The 17666-nt window shown below is 62.4% G+C and carries 11 protein-coding genes; 3 read left to right on the forward strand and 8 right to left on the reverse strand.

The features are described from left to right. Positions 1-4: 4 nt before the first annotated feature. The 3 genes from xylB (at position 5) to IB144_RS08500 (ending at position 3527) form a co-directional block, all read left to right on the forward strand. Complete coding sequence (gene xylB, locus IB144_RS08490; RefSeq protein ID WP_009486186.1) at positions 5-1468, forward strand: xylulokinase; 1464 nt, start codon at positions 5-7, stop codon at positions 1466-1468. Between the two features lie 70 nt (positions 1469-1538). Continuing rightward, the gene (dalT, locus tag IB144_RS08495) at positions 1539-2816 is read left to right on the forward strand and encodes a D-arabinitol transporter (RefSeq protein WP_002912654.1); all 1278 of its coding nucleotides are present in this window, start codon (positions 1539-1541) and stop codon (positions 2814-2816) included. A 48-nt stretch (positions 2817-2864) separates the two neighbouring features. Continuing rightward, positions 2865-3527: an HAD-IA family hydrolase gene (locus IB144_RS08500; protein WP_004175126.1), complete on the forward strand. Its 663-nt coding sequence runs from the start codon at positions 2865-2867 to the stop codon at positions 3525-3527. 265 nt (positions 3528-3792) lie between these two features. On the opposite strand, the gene yegS is transcribed toward IB144_RS08500, so the two are convergent. From yegS to IB144_RS08540, 8 genes are all read right to left on the reverse strand, one after another. Beyond that, positions 3793-4689 (reverse strand): lipid kinase YegS, encoded by an 897-nt coding sequence (gene yegS / locus IB144_RS08505; protein WP_074440749.1) that lies wholly within the window; start codon positions 4687-4689, stop codon positions 3793-3795. Between the two features lie 242 nt (positions 4690-4931). Beyond that, positions 4932-6293, reverse strand: coding sequence for a tRNA 5-hydroxyuridine modification protein YegQ (yegQ, locus tag IB144_RS08510; protein ID WP_004144192.1), 1362 nt, complete (start codon positions 6291-6293; stop codon positions 4932-4934). 318 nt (positions 6294-6611) lie between these two features. Then, positions 6612-7334 (reverse strand): two-component system response regulator BaeR, encoded by a 723-nt coding sequence (gene baeR / locus IB144_RS08515; RefSeq protein WP_004175198.1) that lies wholly within the window; start codon positions 7332-7334, stop codon positions 6612-6614. Next, a complete protein-coding gene (gene baeS / locus IB144_RS08520) occupies positions 7331-8809 on the reverse strand; it encodes a two-component system sensor histidine kinase BaeS (protein WP_004149058.1) in 1479 nt (492 codons plus the stop codon). Before baeS ends, baeR begins: the two co-directional genes overlap by 4 nt. Then, positions 8806-10221: an MFS transporter gene (locus IB144_RS08525; protein WP_004149057.1), complete on the reverse strand. Its 1416-nt coding sequence runs from the start codon at positions 10219-10221 to the stop codon at positions 8806-8808. The genes baeS and IB144_RS08525 overlap by 4 nt, the downstream gene beginning before the upstream one ends. A gap of 1 nt (position 10222) precedes the next feature. Then, positions 10223-13300, reverse strand: a complete 3078-nt coding sequence (gene mdtC, locus IB144_RS08530; RefSeq protein ID WP_065888439.1) for a multidrug efflux RND transporter permease subunit MdtC — start codon at positions 13298-13300, stop codon at positions 10223-10225. Then, complete coding sequence (locus tag IB144_RS08535) at positions 13301-16423, reverse strand: MdtB/MuxB family multidrug efflux RND transporter permease subunit (RefSeq protein WP_004149055.1); 3123 nt, start codon at positions 16421-16423, stop codon at positions 13301-13303. Then, entirely contained in the window at positions 16423-17661 is a 1239-nt protein-coding gene (locus tag IB144_RS08540) for an MdtA/MuxA family multidrug efflux RND transporter periplasmic adaptor subunit (protein ID WP_149359002.1), read from the reverse strand. The genes IB144_RS08535 and IB144_RS08540 overlap by 1 nt, the downstream gene beginning before the upstream one ends. Positions 17662-17666: the final 5 nt, after the last annotated feature.

A 17666-nucleotide genomic window follows, 5' to 3' on the forward strand; every position in this document is an offset into this window, starting at 1 on the left:
GGCTATGTATCTGGGTATCGATCTCGGCACATCGGAAGTCAAAGCGCTGGTCATTGATGAGAACCATGAGGTTATCGCCAGCCATAGCGCGCCGCTGAGTATTCAGCGGCCTCATCCGCACTGGTCAGAACAAGCGCCGGAGCTATGGTGGGAGGCGACGGAGTACCTGATGGCCACGCTACGGGAAAAATGCGCCCAGCATTGGCCGGCCATTAAGGCGATTGGCCTCTCCGGGCAGATGCACGGCGCGGTGTTGCTGGATGCAGAGGGGCAGGCGATCCGTCCAGCCATTCTGTGGAACGACACCCGCTGCGCCGCAGAGTGCGCCGAGCTGGAGGCGATGGCGCCGGAGCTGCATCAGGTGGCGGGCAACCTGGCGATGCCGGGCTTTACCGCGCCGAAGCTGTTGTGGGTGCGCCGTCATGAGCCGCAGCACTTTCAGCGTACCGCCACGGTGCTGTTGCCCAAGGATTATCTGCGCTACCGGATGACCGGGAAGAAAGTCTCCGATATGTCGGACGCCGCCGGGACGCTGTGGCTGGACGTGGCGAAGCGCGACTGGTCCGACGCTCTGCTGGACAAGTGCGGCTTGTCACGCAGCCAAATGCCGACGCTGGTCGAAGGCTGCGAGGTTTCCGCCACCCTTGACCCGCAGGTGGCTGCGCGCTGGGGGCTGAACGCCTCGGTGGTGGTGGCCGGGGGCGGGGGGGATAACGCGGTCAGCGCCATTGGCGTCGGCGCGGTTTCGCCGGGGGATGCGTTTATTTCGCTCGGCACCTCCGGGGTGCTGTTTGTGGTGACTGACGCCTATCGTCCGGCGCCGCAGTCGGCGGTACATGCGTTTTGTCACGTGCTGCCGAACCTGTGGCACCAGATGAGCGTCATGCTGAGCGCCGCCAGCTGTTTGCAGTGGTTCTGCCGTCTGACCGGCACCACGGAGGTGGCGCTGCTGGCGGAGATTGCCGAGCTAAGCGAGGAGGATAAAGCCAACGCGCCGTTCTTCCTGCCCTATCTCTCCGGGGAACGTACCCCGCATAACGATCCTGACGCGCGCGGCATCTTCTGGGGCATGACCCATGCCAGCCTGCGCGCGCAGCTCGGCTACGCGGTGCTGGAGGGGGTGAGCTTTGGGATCAACGACGGCCTGCAGGCGTTAAAAGAGAGCGGGACGCCGATCGCGCAGTGCTCGCTGGTGGGCGGCGGCGCCCGCAGCCCGTTCTGGGCCCAGCTGCTGGCCGATATTCTCGCTATGCCGGTGGTGACCCACAAAGGCGGAGAGACCGGCGGCGCACTGGGCGCGGCGCGGCTGGCCTGCCTGGCGGCGGGCAAACCCATTGCCGCGGTGTGTGAAAAACCGGAAGTCTGGCAGACCTGGCGTGCGGATCCCATTCGCCACCACACCCTGATGCAACGCTACGCGCAGTTTAAAGCCCTGTATTTAAACGATCTGCACTATCGACAGCACTGATTTTCATCATAACCGCCGCTTCGTTGCACGTCGCGGAGCGGCCACCCTGTACCCTGAAAACGAGGTCATTATGTCTATCAATAATAAACAGTGGCTCGGTTTACCCCTGAACCTGCTCTGGGGATACATCGCCATTGCCGTATTTATGACCGGCGACGGTTTTGAATTAGCCTTTCTGTCGCACTATATCAAAGCGCTCGGCTTCTCTCCGGCGGAGGCCTCCTTTGCCTTTACCCTCTACGGCCTGGCCGCCGCGCTGTCGGCGTGGATTTCCGGGGTGGTGGCGGAAATTATCACCCCGCTGAAAACGATGATGATTGGCTTCGTGCTGTGGTGCGTATTCCACGTGCTGTTCCTCGTTTTCGGCCTCGGTCACGCCAACTATGCGCTGATCCTGCTTTTCTACGGCATCCGCGGCTTCGCCTATCCGCTGTTCCTCTACTCGTTTATCGTGGCGATTGTCCATAACGTCAAAAGCGACAACGCCAGCTCGGCCATCGGCTGGTTCTGGGCGGTCTATTCCATCGGCATCGGGGTCTTCGGCAGCTATATTCCGAGCTTTACCATTCCGCACATTGGCGAAATGGGCACCCTGTGGCTGGCGCTGGCCTTCTGCCTTACCGGGGGCGTGATTGCCCTGGTTTCCCTGCGCCATATTCAAACGCCGCAGCATATGCAGAATCTCACCACCCGTGAGAAGTTTTCCGAGCTGGGACGCGCCGCGACGCTGCTCTATACCAACCGCAATATTCTGCTGTCGAGCATGGTGAGGATTATCAATACCCTCTCGCTGTTCGGCTTTGCGGTCATTATGCCGATGATGTTTGTCGATGAGCTGGGCTTCAGCACTTCAGAATGGCTCCAGGTATGGGCAGTCTTCTTCTTCACCACCATTTTCTCTAACGTGCTGTGGGGGATCCTCGGGGAAAAACTGGGCTGGATGAAGGTGGTGCGCTGGTTCGGCTGCATCGGGATGGCGCTCTCCAGCCTGGCGTTTTACTACATTCCTCAGCACTTTGGCCATAGCTTTGCGATGGCGCTGATCCCCGCCATCGCCCTCGGGATCTTTGTCGCCGCCTTCGTGCCGCTGGCGGCCGTGTTCCCGGCGCTGGAGCCGAAGCATAAAGGCGCGGCCATTTCGGTCTATAACCTGTCGGCGGGGATGTCGAACTTTCTCGCGCCGGCGATTGCCGTGGTGCTGCTGCCGTTCTTCAGCACCATCGGGGTGGTGATCGCCTATACCGCATTGTACGTGGTGGCCTTTTTCCTCTGCGCCTTTATCCGCGTGGAGCAGCCGGGGTTCTCCCACAAGGAAGCAACCGCCCGCGAGCAGGTTGAATTCTCGTAGGTACTGCGGCTGGCATGCGCTTCATGCCAGCCTTAATGAGGTGAACGAATGAGTATGCAGGCGGTTATTTTTGACATGGATGGCGTGATTATTGATTCCGAGGCGCTCTGGCGTCAGGCGCAGATTGACGCCCTCGCGCAGTGGGGGGCAACGGCGAGCGTTGCTGAATGTGAAACCCTGACCAAGGGCAAGCGCCTCGACGACATTGCCGGCACCTGGTGCCGCTATTTTCAGCTTGATCTCGCTCCGCAGCGGCTTGAAGACGCCATCCTGCAGCGCATCACCCGCCTGATTGCCGCGAAAGGCGAACCGATGCGCGGGGTGCAGGAGGCGTTACGCTATTTTCGCGAAGCGGGTTATAAGATTGCGCTCGCCACGTCATCATCTCGTCAGGTTATTGCCGCTGTGCTGAACAAGCTTTCGCTCTGGCACTTTTTTGACGCGATCTCCAGCGCGGATGATGAACCACGCGGCAAACCGCACCCGGCGGTGTACCTCACGACGCTGCGGAAGCTCAATCTCAACGCCAGCCAGTGTCTGGTGATTGAGGATAGCTTTACCGGCTTTTGCGCGGCCCAGTCGGCGGGGATTGCCACGATAGTGATTGCAGAAGATAGCCAGCACGCGCGTTTTCAGGCCGCCGCTGGCCGCTATCAAACCTTACCTGAACTGCTGGAAGCGCTTAGCGCGGAGCCAGCGGCGGCGGTTTAAGTCAGCCATTTGTGGGCGCAGACATTCCCGGGATGTAGCTGGTCGGTTAATCTCTTCTCTGCGCTCACGCCCCATTGATAGCCTTAATCCGCGGGAAAGGTTCAGGGGGGGCGCCAAACCGGTTTTTTTGCCGGGTGGCGGCTGCCGCCTGACCCGGCCTGGGTTGACTTCCCCGGATGGCGCGGCGCTTATCCGCGCGGCATGAGATCTGCGAACCGTAGGCCCGGCCAGCGCAGCGCCGCCGGGCAGTGTGCCCCTGTCCGCTTCAGCGTAGCAGCGGGCAGTCGGGCGGCAGCCGGCAGCGCAGGGCCGCCGGTAACAGCTCCATACTGAAGGTTTTGCCGCTGAGCGGCTCGCCGTCGAGGTTAAAGGTCATCTCATGGGGCGCGGTTATTTCAAACCACGAGGAGACACCGTCAACAATATTCGGCGAGTTTTCCGGATTCGCCAGGGTGCTGAACAGGGCAGGGATCAGCTCTTCGCCGGTGAAAATGCGCAGATGCAGCAGACCATCGTTAATCAACGCCTCCGGGCATAGCTGCTGGCCGCCACCGGCCTGGCGGCCGTTGCCGATGCCAATGACCAGCGCATCGCCCTGCCAGTGAAAGTTCTCTCCGCGGATCTCGCAGCGGTCCGGCTTCAGGGTATCCATACGCATCAGGCCATGGATTAAATAAGAGACACCGCCGAGCGCGGCTTTGAGTTTTTCCGGCGTTTCGGTGGTGATCCGGGTGCCGAACCCGCCGGTCGCCATATTAATAAAGCCGGTTTTATCATTCACCCGGGCGATATCTATCGGCACATCGCGGCCGACGATCGCCAGCTTGAGGGCGCTGGCCAGATCCTGCGGGATACCGACGCTGGTGGCAAAGTCGTTAGCCGTGCCCAGCGGTAAAATCCCTAGCGCCATCTTGCCGCCGCGCTCCACCAGCGCGGTCGCCACTTCATTAATGGTGCCATCGCCACCGCCGGCGATCACCGTTTCAACGTTCAGCTGCAGGGCTTCATCGATAAACCGAGCGGCATCGCCCTTTTCCCAGGTCACGCGGACGTGAATATCAATCCCTTCATCGCGTAACAGGTTAACCGCTTCGCGTAGCTGCGGTTCATTGGCACCTTTGCCGTTAAGGATCAGTAAGCTGGCAGGAAACGTAGACATCATCAAGGGAACCTTTATTGCTCAATGTTGCATAAAGTGTACCGCATGACGAAAGCGAAGACCGGAGGAGAGGCAAAAAAATAAGCCCGCGTAAGGGAGATTACGCAGGCTAAGGAGGTGGTTCCTGGTACAACTAGCATTTATGGGTTATGTTTTTCAGCGAAATGGATGATACCTGTTTCGATCGAAACGGTATGTGATCCGATTCTAATATCCTTACATCGTGAAAAAATAACGCAAATTAACTAGTTACCGTGCGGATTTCTGGTTGTTTGACCAGTAAAGTTGCGCATCAGCAGGGCATACTGCAGGGGCAGGTCGTCCGGCACAGGCAACCAGACGGTATAGCCATCGCCCGGGGCCACCGGCATGGTTTCGCCTTTGCCATTCTCCATATGCTCAAGGGTGAAGTTGACGTTACCCTGCGGGGTCATCAGCTCAAGGCTGTCGCCGACGCTGAACTTATTTTTGACCGCCACGGCCGCCAGCGGGCCGTTACGCTCTCCGGTGAATTCGCCGACAAACTGCTGGCGCTCGGAGACGGAGTAGCCGTACTCGTAGTTCTGATAATCGTCATGGGTATGGCGGCGCAGGAAGCCTTCGGTGTACCCGCGGTGGGCCAGCCCCTCCAGGGTCTCCAGCAGGCTGGTATCGAACGGTTTGCCGGCGGCGGCATCGTCGATCGCCTTGCGGTAAACCTGAGCGGTGCGCGCGCAGTAGTAGAAGGATTTGGTGCGGCCTTCGATCTTCAGCGAGTGAACGCCCATCTGGGTCAGACGCTCAACGTGGGCGATAGCCCGCAGATCTTTCGAGTTCATGATGTAGGTGCCGTGCTCGTCCTCAAAGGCGGTCATGTACTCGCCCGGACGTTTGGCTTCCTCAATCATAAAGACTTTATCGGTCGGCGCGCCGATGCCGAGGGTGGGCTCCACGGTCTGCACCGGGATCGGCTCATATTTGTGGACGATGTTGCCGACGTCGTCCTCTTTGCCTTCCGCCACGTTGTATTCCCAGCGGCAGGCGTTGGTGCAGGTCCCCTGGTTCGGGTCGCGCTTGTTGATATACCCGGAGAGCAGGCAGCGGCCGGAGTAGGCCATGCATAGCGCGCCGTGGACGAAAATCTCAATCTCCATCTCCGGCACCTGGCGGCGAATCTCTTCGATTTCATCCAGCGACAGTTCACGCGACAGGATCACGCGGGTCAGCCCCATCTGCTGCCAGAATTTGACCGTCGCCCAGTTGACGGCGTTGGCCTGCACTGAAAGATGGATCGGCATCTCCGGGAAGTGTTCCCGCACCAGCATGATTAAACCCGGATCGGACATGATCAGCGCGTCCGGACCCATCTCCACCACCGGCTTCAGATCGCGAATAAACGTTTTCAGCTTGGCGTTATGCGGGGCGATGTTGACCACCACATAGAATTTTTTACCCAGCGCGTGGGCTTCATTGATGCCGAGCTGCAGATTTTCGTGATTGAATTCGTTGTTACGCACGCGCAGCGAGTAGCGCGGCTGACCGGCATAAACGGCATCGGCGCCATAGGCGAAAGCGTAACGCATATTCTTCAGCGTTCCCGCCGGGGAGAGGAGTTCTGGTTTAAACATGGTGTTCTCGTTCTGATGACAGGTCAGATTCGCCGCACCTGGTGCGGCGAGTTGGGGAGTGTCCCCACATTAAGGGCGGGCATTGTAGCGCCGCGGCGAAGGGGAGTAAATATCAGATAGGTATCTTTCAGTATGGCTAATTTGTTTGCCATTTTGAACCTGGGCAGTGCTCACACTGACAGCGTTAATAACGCCTGGTGGGATAGGCTCTAGGGAGTTCCCCGGGTTGCGGCGTAAACGCCTTACCCGGACTACGGATTGCAGATGGCGGTGAACGTGTAGCCCGGCGAAGCGCAGCGCGAGCCGGGAAAAGGCTAACTACGCCAGCCGGCAGGCGTCCGCTTCCCAGCGGTAGCCAACACCATACACCGCGCGGATAAACGACTGCTCGGCGTCCAGCGCCTCCAGCTTGCGCCGCAGGTTCTTGATGTGGCTGTCGATGGTGCGATCGGTGACTACCCGATAATCGTCATACAGATGGTTGAGTAGCTGTTCGCGGGAGAACACTTTGCCCGGCTCCTGGGAGAGGGTTTTCAGCAGCCGGAACTCGGCGGGAGTGAGGTCCAGCAGCTTGTCGCGCCAGGAGGCCTGAAAACGACCTTCGTCGACAATCAGCGGGCTCTGGGCGTCCAGCGCCTGCAGATCGCGCTGCGGTTTGCAGCGGCGGAGGATGGTTTTTACCCGGGCGACCACTTCCCGCGGGCTGTAGGGCTTGCAGATATAGTCGTCGGCGCCTATTTCCAGCCCCAGCAAACGGTCGATCTCTTCGATTTTCGCCGTCACCATCACCACCGGAACATCGGAGAAGCGGCGAATTTCCCGGCACAGCGTCAGACCGTCGGTACCGGGCAGCATCAGATCCAGCAGGATCAGGTGCGGCGGCGTCTGGCGGACGTAGGGCAGGACCTTGTCGCCGTGGTTAATCAACGCAGGCGCATAGCCGGCGGCCTGCAGATAATCAATCAGCAGTTGGCCGAGCTTCGGTTCATCTTCCACGATAAGGATGCGTGGGGTGTTTTCATCTACAGGCAATTCAGTCATACGTCTCTCGGTAAATCATGTTCCAGAGGTAACTCAACTTTAATGCTAACCCCGCCAAAAGGCGAATGGTCGGCACGCAGGGTGCCGCCGTGGGCCGCTACGATATTGAGGCAAATCGCCAGTCCGAGGCCGGAGCCGCCGCTGGCGCGGTTGCGCGATCCTTCCGCCCGGTAAAAGCGTTCGCACAGGCGGGCCAGCTGCTCATCGCTGACGCCGGGGGCGCTGTCGGCGAAGTCAATCACCAGCATCCGGCCGCTGCGGCGGGCGGTGATGTGCAGGCTGCCGCCGCTGTCGGTATAGCGCAGGCTGTTCTCCAGCAGATTGTTGAAGAGCTGCATCAGGCGGTCGCGGTCGCCGAAGATCATCGCCTGCTCCGGGAGCGACACCTGAATGCTTAGCTGCCGGCTGGCGAAGCGCTCGCGAAAAGCGCCCGCCGCCACTTCCAGCAGGGTGATGATATCCAGTGAGGTTTTCTGGTAGGCCAGCGCCCCCTCGTCGGACATCGACAGCTGATGGAGGTCGTCCACCAGCTTGGTGAGGGTAGCCACCTCGGCCTGCAGAGAAGGAATCGACTCGGGGGTAAAGCGCCGGACCCCGTCCTGAATCGCCTCCAGCTCGCCGCGCAGCACCGCCAGCGGGGTGCGCAGCTCATGGGAGATATCGGCCATCAGATCGCGACGCATCTGCTGGTTGCGCTCCAGGGTGCTGGCGAGCTGGTTAAAATCCTGCGCCAGGCGGCCGAGCTCATCGCCGCCGGTCACCGTCACGCGGGTGGAAAAGTCGCCTGCCGCCAGCTTATGGGTGCCTTCCACCAGCCGCTTCACCGGCGCCAGCAGACCGCGGGCCAACGGGAAAGTGGCCAGCGCGGCAAGCAGGGTGGCAAGGGCGACGATCAGCCAGCTGGTGCGCTTTTGCTGCCGGTCGAAGTTAATGTCGGTATTGCGCGTCAGCCGCTCTACCGGCGAGGCGATAACTTTGCCCACCTCCGCGCCGTTGACCACGATGCTGCGCTGGGTGCCGTCCTCCGGGACGCGCTCACGCGGCCCCACCAGCACGCGCCCCGACTGATCCACCACCCAGAACATGGTGCGCCAGCCGTGGGGCGGCATTTCCGGCCTCGGGCGCGGGCCGTCAGGGGGGCCATCCGGCGGCGGCCCGTCCGGGGCGGCGTCCGGCTTCATGGCGTGCCCCGGCGGCGAGCGGTCGTCGTTATCCCGTTCGAAGGTGCGCAGCAGCTGGAAGATAAAGCGGTCATTGTTGCGCAGAAACGCCCAGCTGCCATGCTGGGCATACTGCTCGCTCAGCGCGTCGCTGAGCATGGTTAAGCGCTGCTCATTGCCGCGCTTGATATAGTCGATAAACCCGCGTTCAAAACTAATGCGCACCGCCCAGTGCATGCTGATCAGCAGCACGATGCAGGTGGCGAATATAGCGAGGAACAGCTTGCCGGTAATACCCGGGCGCCAAAATTTCACGATCCACTCCTGTTGCGTCGACGGAGGACGGTATTGCTGCCGACGTCATCCGGTACCCGGGAAAAGATGAGCGCCGGGAGGGCGATGATCGCCGCCATGCTCAGATAGGTGTAGAGAAAGACCTGATGGGTGCTGGCGGCGTCGAGACTCATATGCTGCTGGCCATACAGCCCCAGCAGCAGCCCGGCGATGGTCACGCCGATACTCATCGACAGCTGCATCACCATCGACAGCAGGCTGTTGCCGCTGCTGGCCAGATCGTCCGGGAGATCTTTCAGCGTCAGGGTATTCATTGAGGAGAAGCGGCTGGCGTTGATCATCCCCTGCAGAAACAGGACCAGCGGCAGCACGTAATACCAGCCGGCCAGGGCGCTAAACATAAACAGCAGGCTGACCGCCGCCAGGCCCAGGGTGCTGGCGACCAGCACCCGACGGTAGCCGAAGCGGTTAACCACCTGGACCACGATCCGCTTCATGCCCATGCTGCCGAGCACCATCGGGATCATCATCAGCCCGGCGTGAAAGGGGGAGAAGCCGAGGCCGATCTGCAGAAACACCGGGGTCATAAACGGCAGCATGCCGCTGCCGATGCGTCCCGCGAAGCTGCCGCCGAGGCCGAGGGAGAAGGTGCGGTTGCGAAACAGGTTAAGGCTAAACAACGCCCGGGCGTTACCGCGGGCGTGCCACAGGTAGAGCAGCAGGGCGCAGAGGCCGACGGCCACCAGCCCCGCCAGCCAGGCAGGGGAAATGCCGAGCCCTTTCTGGCCGTCGAGCGCCAGGGTCAGGGTCGCCATTCCGGCGGCCAGCAGCAGAAAGCCGGAGAGATCGAAGCGCCGGGTCTGCATGGTGTAGTTGGGCATCAGACAGAGGGTGGCAATCGCGCCGACGATCCCCACCGGGATATTGATGAGGAAGATCCAGTGCCAGGAGGCGTATTCCACCAGCACCCCGCCCAGCGCCGGGCCGAGCAGCGGACCGACCTGGCCCGGCAGGGTGACGAAGGTCATCGCCGCCATATACTGATCGCGCGGGACGATCTTCATCACCGTCAGACGGCCGACCGGCACCATCATCGCGCCGCCGACCCCCTGCAGCACCCGCGCCATCACCAGCTGGTCGAGGGTGCTGGCCTGGGCGCAAAACAGCGATCCGGCGGTAAACAGCACGATGGCGGTGAAGAAGATATTGCGCACCCCGACCCGGTCGGCCAGCCAGCCGCTGGCCGGCAGCATCACCGCCACCGTTAACACATAGGAGACGATAATCATATGCATATGCAGCGGACTCTCCCCGAGGCTTTTGGCCATCGAGGGGAGGGCGGTGTTAACGATGGTGGTATCCAGCGACTGCATAAAGAAGCCGAACGCCACTATCCATAGCTGCCAGCGCACGCTGGCCGGGAGGTCTGTCATGTTATTCGCTTACCGGTTGAGAGGAGTGACGCGAAAAACGCAGCCGCAGACGGTCAAAGAAAAGATAGACCACCGGCGTGGTGTAGAGCGTTAACAGCTGGCTCATCACCAGACCGCCGACGATGGTGATCCCCAGCGGCTGGCGCAGTTCAGAGCCATCGCCCCCGGAGAGCACCAGCGGCAGGGCGCCGAACAGCGCGGCGAGGGTGGTCATCATAATCGGCCGGAAACGCAGCAGGCAGGCCTGGAAAATCGCCTCTTCCGGCGTCAGGTTGCCGTTACGCTGCGCCTCCAGGGCAAAATCAACCATCATGATGGCGTTTTTCTTAACGATGCCAATTAATAACATAATCCCAATCAGGGCGATTAGGCTGAACGGGGCATCGAAGATCTCCAGCGCCAGCAGAGCGCCCACCCCGGCGGAGGGCAGCGTCGAGAGGATGGTCAACGGATGCACATAGCTCTCATATAGCACCCCCAGCACGATATAGACCGTGGCGATAGCCGCGAGGATCAGGATCACCTGCGCGTTCATGGTCTGCTGGAACACCTGAGCGGTACCGGCAAAGGAGCCGCGCACGCTCGACGGCACCCCGAGCTGGGTCATCGCGCGGTCAATGGCCTCGCTGGCTTCCGACAGCGAGCGGCCGGTGGGCAGGTTAAAGGAGATAGTGGATGCCGCCGACAGCCCCTGGTGGTTCACCGACAGCGGGGCATTGGCCGGCTGCCATTTGGCGAAGTAGGCCAGCGGAATCGGCTTGCCGTCGCTGTTAATGACGAACATCTTATCCAGGGCGCTGACGTCCTGGGTGTAGGCCGGATCCACCTCCATCACCACCTTATACTGGTTGAGCGGCTGGTAGATGGTAGAGATCTGCCGCTGGCCAAAGGCGTTGTTCAGCAGGTTGTTGGCGTCCTGGACGCTGATGCCGAGGCGCGACATGGTATCCCGGTCATAGACCAGGTCCATTTCGGCGCCATTGTCCTGCTGATCGGAGTTGACGTCCGCCAGCTCCGGCAGCGCCGCCAGCGCTTTGCGGATCTTCGGCTCCCACTCGCGCAGCGCCGACAGGTCGTCGGACAGCAGGGTGTACTGATAGCTGGCGTTCGACTGCCGGCCGCCGACGCGGATATCCTGCACCGCCATCAGGAACAGGTTGGCCCCGGGCTCGTTGGCCAGCTTTTTGCGCAGCCGGTCGATCACCTGCTGCGCCGTCTCGTGGCGCTGGTCGCGCGGCTTGAGGGTGATAAACATCATCCCGCTGTTGACCCGCGAGCCGCCGGTAAAGCCGGTGACGTTATCCACCGCCGGATCTTCGCGAATGATCTTCATAAAGTCCTGCAGCTTGCCGCGCATCGCCTGGAAGGAGATGCTCTGGTCGGCCTGAATGCCGCCCATCAGCACCCCGGTGTCCTGCTCCGGGAAGAAGGTTTTCGGGATCGAAATGTAGAGCCAAACGCTGAGGGCGATGGTGCCCAGCACCACCAGGCCGGTCAGCCGGCTATGCTTCAGCACCCATTTTAACGATTTACCATAGCCGGCCTGCACGGCCACCAGCAGGCGGCCAAAGCCGCGGTTGCGCGTCGGCTGGTGGGGCTTGCCGCTTTTCAGCAGCCAGCCGCACATCATCGGCGTCAGGGTGAGGGAGACCGCCAGCGAGATGCCGATCGCCACCGACAGGGTGACGGCGAACTCGCGCAGCAGGCGGCCGGGCAGGCCGCCCATCAGCAGCAGCGGCAGGAACACCGCCACCAGCGACAGACTCATCGACAGCACGGTAAAGCCGACCTCGCGGCTCCCCTGCAGCGCCGCCTGCAGCGGTTTCATCCCCGCCTCCAGATGGCGGGAGATATTCTCCAGCACCACGATAGCGTCATCCACCACGAAGCCGGTGGCGATGGTCAGGGCCATCAGCGACAGGTTATTGAGGCTGAAGCCGCACAAATACATCGCGGCGAAGGTGCCGATTAAGGAAACCGGGACGGCGACGGCCGGGATCAGCGTGGCGCGCCCCGAGCGCAGGAACAGGAACACCACGAGGATCACCAGCGCCACCGAAATCACCAGCGTCTGTTCCACTTCCTCCAGCGAGGCGCGGATGGTCGGCGAGCGGTCCTGGGCGATCTGCAGGTCGATAGCCGCCGGAATGGTCTGCTGCAGCTCCGGCAGGCGGGCGCGGATGCTGTCCACCGTCTGGATAATATTGGCTTCCGGCAGTTTGCGGATCATCAGCAGGATCGCCGGTTTGGCGTTGGTCATCCCGGCGTTGCGTACGTCCTGCACCGAATCTGAGACGGTGGCGACATCTCCCAGCCGCACCGCGGCGCCATTTTGATAGTGGACGATCAGCGGCTGATAGTCGGCGGCGGTCTTCAGCTCATCGTTGGTCTGCACCTGCCAGCGGTGCGCACTGTCCTCCAGCGCCCCCTGCGGTTTGCGCACGTTGGCGTCGCTGATGGCGGTGCGCACCGCGTCCAGCGACACGCCCTGGTTGAACAGCGCCTGCGGGTTGAGGTCGACGCGCACCGCCGGCAGGGAGCTGCCGCCGACGTCGACATCGCCCACGCCGTCGATCTGCGCGATGGTCTGCGCCAGCTGGGTGGAGGCGAAATCATACAGCTCACCCTGGGAGTAGGTGTCCGAGGTCAGCGTCAGGATCATGATCGGCGCATCCGACGGATTGGCTTTGCGATAGGTCGGCCGGCTGGGCATCCCGCTCGGCAGCAGGCTTTGCGCGGCGTTGATCGCCGCCTGAACGTCGCGCGCCGCGCCGTTGATATCGCGGTCGAAGTTAAACTCGAGAATGATGCGGGTGCTGCCGAGCGAGCTGGAGGAGGTCATCTCATTGACCCCGGCAATCCGCCCCAGGGAGCGCTCCAGCGGGGTGGCCACCGACGAGGCCATGGTCTCCGGCGAGGCTCCCGGCAGCGAGGCGCTAACCATGATCACCGGGAAGTCCACCTGCGGCAGCGGGGCTACCGGCAGCAGCCGGAAGCCGAGAATGCCGCACAGGGTGATGGCCAGCGAGATGAGGATCGTCGCCACCGGGCGGTAAATGAAGAGGGCGAAAAACTTCACTTACGCCTCCTCTTCCTGACGCGGGAAGCGGCGCTTCAGGTGCAGCGACAGGCGGTCGAACAGCAGATAGATCACCGGGGTGGTGAACAGGGTCAGCACCTGGCTGAGCATCAGACCGCCGACCATGCCGATCCCCAGCGGACGCCGCAGCTCGGCGCCGACGCCGGTGCTCAGCATCAGCGGCAGGGCGCCGAGCAGGGCGGCGAGGGTAGTCATCAGGATCGGCCGAAAACGCAGCAGACAGGCCTGGTAGATCGCCTCCCGCGGCGGCATGCCCTGCTCGCGCTCAGCGGCCAGCGCGAAGTCGATCATCATGATGGCGTTCTTCTTCACGATGCCGATCAGCAGAATGATGCCGATGATGGCGATCACGTCCAGCTCGCTGCCCGCCAGCCACAGCGCCAGCAGCGCCCCGACCCCGGCGGTGGGCAGGGTGGAGAGAATCGTGATCGGGTGGATAAAGCTCTCGTACAGTACCCCCAGCACGATATACATCGCCACCACCGCGGCGACCACCAGCCAGACGGTGCTGCCGAGCGCCGACTGGAAGGCCAGCGAGCTGCCCTGGAACTGGGTGCGAATATCGGTCGGGAAATCCAGCGACTGTTCGGCGGCGAGGATCGCCTCCACCGCTTCGCCCAGCGAGTAGTTGTCCGGGACGTTAAACGAGATGGTGGTCACCGGGAACTGATCGAGGTGGTTCACCGACAGCGGGGTAAAGCGCTGCTCCACCGTGGCGATGGCGGTCAACGGCACGATGCCGCCGTCGCTGCTGGTGAGACGGATATTCTCCAGCGCCGCCAGGCCCGGCGTCGCCTCGGTATCCTGCTCGAGCACCACGCGATACTGATTCGCCTGAGTGTAAATAGTGGAGATCAGTCGCTGGCCGAAGGCGTTGTACAGCGCATTATCGACATCGGCCATTGAGATACCGAGGCGGCTGGCGCTGTCGCGATCCACCTTGATATAGGCGGCCAGGCCTTTGTCCTGCCAGTCGCTGCTGACGTCGGCCAGCTGCGGCTGGGCCTGCAGGCGGCTGAGCAGCGGCGGCACCCAGGTGCTCAGCGCCTCGAGGGAGTTTGCCTGCAGGGTGAACTGATACTGGGTGCGGCTCACCGTGGTGTCGATGGTCAGGTCCTGGGTCGGCTGCAGGTAGAGCGCCACGCCGGGGACGCCGTCCACCGCCTGCTGCAGGCGGCTAATCACCGTCTGGACGCGGTCGTCGCGTTCGTCCAGCGGCTTGAGGTTGATCTGCAGGCGGGCGCTGTTCAGCGCCGGGTTGGTGCCGTCGACGCCGACGAAGGAGGTCAGACTCTCCACCGCCGGATCCTTAAGGATAATGCTGGCCACCTGCCGCTGGCGCTCGGCCATGCTGGCGAAGGAGACCGACTGCGGCGCCTGGAGGGTACCCTGGATAATGCCGTTATCCTGGATCGGGAAAAAGCCTTTCGGGATAAAGACCCACAGGATAATCGACAGCGCCAGGGTGCTCAGGGCGACGCCGAGCGTCAGCCACGGATGATTCAGCACCCGGCTCAGCCAGCGGCCGTAGACGGCGATCACCCGTTCGAAGAAACGCTCGCTGGCTCGCGAGAATCGGTTCTGCTTACGCAGCGATTCGTGGCTTAGCATACGGGCGCACATCATCGGCGTCAGGGTCAGGGAGACCACCGCCGAGATAAGAATAGCGACGGCAAGGGTGACGGCGAATTCGCGGAACAGGCGGCCGACGATATCGCCCATAAACAGCAGCGGGATCAGCACCGCGATCAGCGAGAAGGTGAGGGAGATGATGGTGAAGCCGATCTCCCCCGCGCCCTTCAGCGCGGCGGCCAGCGGCTTCTCGCCTTTTTCGATATAGCGCGAGATGTTCTCGATCACCACGATGGCGTCATCCACCACGAAGCCGGTGGCGATGGTCAGGGCCATCAGCGTCAGGTTATTGATCGAAAAGTCGAGGAACACCATCACCGCGAAAGTGCCCACCAGCGACAGCGGCACCGCGACGCCGGGAATAATGGTCGCCGGCACGTTGCGCAGGAACAGATAGATGATCATCACCACCAGGGCGATGGCCAGCATCAGCTCAAACTGGGTGTCGCGCACCGAGGCGCGGATGTTGGTGGTCCGGTCGGAGAGGACCTGCACCTTCACCGATTTCGGCAGGCTCTCGGTGAGCTGCGGCAGCATCTGGCGAATGCTGTCGGCGGTGTCGATGATGTTGGCCCCCGGCTGGCGCTGGACGTTCATCACAATGGCCCGCTGCTGGTTGGCCCACGCCCCGAGCCAGCTGTTTTCGGCCCCTTGTTCGACGCTGGCGACATCGCCGAGCCGGATCGGCGCCCCGTTCTGATAAGCGATAATCAGCCGGCGATAATCCTCAGCGGACTGCATCTGATCGTTAGCGGAAAGCGTCACCGCGCGGGCCGGACCGTCGAGGCTGCCTTTCGCGGAGTTAACGTTGGCGCTGGTGATAGCGGTGCGCACGGTTTCGCTGGTCAGGCCGAGGGCGGCGATGGCCTGGGCGTTAAGCTTCACCCGCACCGCCGGGCGCTGGCCGCCGGCGAGGGTCACCAGACCGACGCCGGAAACCTGGGAGATCTTCTGCGCCACCCGGGTCTCCACCATGTCCTCAACCTGGGTCATCGGGATGGCGGAGGAGGTGACGGCGAGAGTCATGATCGGCGGATCCGCCGGGTTCACCTTGCTGTAGACCGGCGGGTTGGGCAGATCGCTCGGCAGCAGGTTGGTGGCGGCGTTAATGGCCGCCTGCACTTCCTGCTCGGCGACGTCCAGCGGCAGGGTCAGCTGGAACTGCAGCGTGACTACCGAGGCGCCGCCGGAGCTTTGCGACGACATCTGCTTGAGGCCTGACATCTGGCCGAACTGGCGCTCCAGCGGGGCGGTGATGGCGGAGGTCACCACGTCCGGGCTGGCGCCCGGATAGAGGGTGACTACCTGAATGGTCGGGTAATCGACCTCCGGCAGGGCGGAGACCGGCAGAAAGCGGTAGCCGATGATCCCGGCCAGCAGGATAGCCACCATCAGCAGAGTGGTGGCCACCGGACGCATAATAAACAGCCGGGACGGGCCGCCGGTGCGGCCTGGAGGTAACACCTGCATCAGGAACGCGCTCCGTGTTTACCGCTCTGGCGCGGGGCGGGCTGCGCCTCCTCGCCGCTGCTGGCGGTGACAACTTCTACCTTCGCTCCCTCGGTCAGGCGGTCAATCCCGTCGGTGACCACGCGATCTCCGGCGGAAAGCCCGGCGCTGATGACTACTTTCTGGCTGTCCTGGATGCCGGGCGTCACGCTGTGTTTGCTGACCTTATTCTCATCATTCAGCACCCATACGAAATGCCCTTCGTTGCCCATCTGCAGCGCGGCGGCAGGGATCACCACCGCGTTCTGCTGGGTGTCCACCAGCAGGCGGGCGTTAACGAACTGATTGGGGAACAGCGCGTCGTCCAGATTGCTAAAGCGCGCCTTCAGCTTGATGGTCCCGGTGGTGGCATCGATCTGGTTATCGAGGCTCAGCAGCTCGCCGACGCTGATTTTCTGCTTATTGGTGCGATCCCAGGCTTCGACGCTGAGCGTTTTGCCCGCTTTCTGCGCCTGCACCACCGTGGCGATGCTGCTTTCCGGCAGGGTAAAGACCACGTCGATCGGGTGCGTCTGGGTAAGAACCACGATCCCGGTGGTATCCCCGCTGGAGATCTGGTTGCCGATATCGACCTGCTTTAAGCCGACGCGGCCGTCAATTGGCGCGGTAATGCGGGTCCAGTCGAGCTGCAGCTGGGCGCTGGCGACGGCCGCTTCATCAGCTTTCACCGTGCCGGCGGTTTCCACCACCAGCGACTGCTGAGTGTCGAGCTCCTGGCGGGAGACGAGGTTGGTCTTCACCAGCTGCTGGTAACGAGCGAGATCGCGGCGGGCGTTGGCGAGGGTGGCCTGATCTTTCGCCAGCTGACCCTGCGCCTGGGCGAGAGCGACTTTAAACTGGCTGGGGTCGATCTGCGCCAGCAGGTTGCCGGCTTTGACCTGCTGTCCCTCCTGGAAGTGAAGGCTCAGCAGTTGGCCGTCGACCCGGCTGCGGACGGTGACGGTGTTGGCCGCCGTCACCGTACCCAGCCCGGTGAGATAGCGCGGGACCGCTTCTTCGGTGGCGGTGGCCGCCTGCACCGGCGCCAGCGCGGCGCCAAAGCGGCCATGGCGTGCGCCGCCCGGCCCCTGCGGGCCCTGTCCGGCGGCGGGAGCCCCGCTGCCGCTCGTCCCGCGATCGTGCCAGAACCAGTAGGCGGCCCCGGCGATAATCACTACCGCCAGCGCGGCGCCCCAACGACGTATGTTACTGCCTTTCATTAGTT

This window comes from Klebsiella sp. K4 (assembly GCF_014596785.2).
GTDB classification, from domain to species: Bacteria; Pseudomonadota; Gammaproteobacteria; order Enterobacterales; family Enterobacteriaceae; genus Klebsiella; species Klebsiella pneumoniae.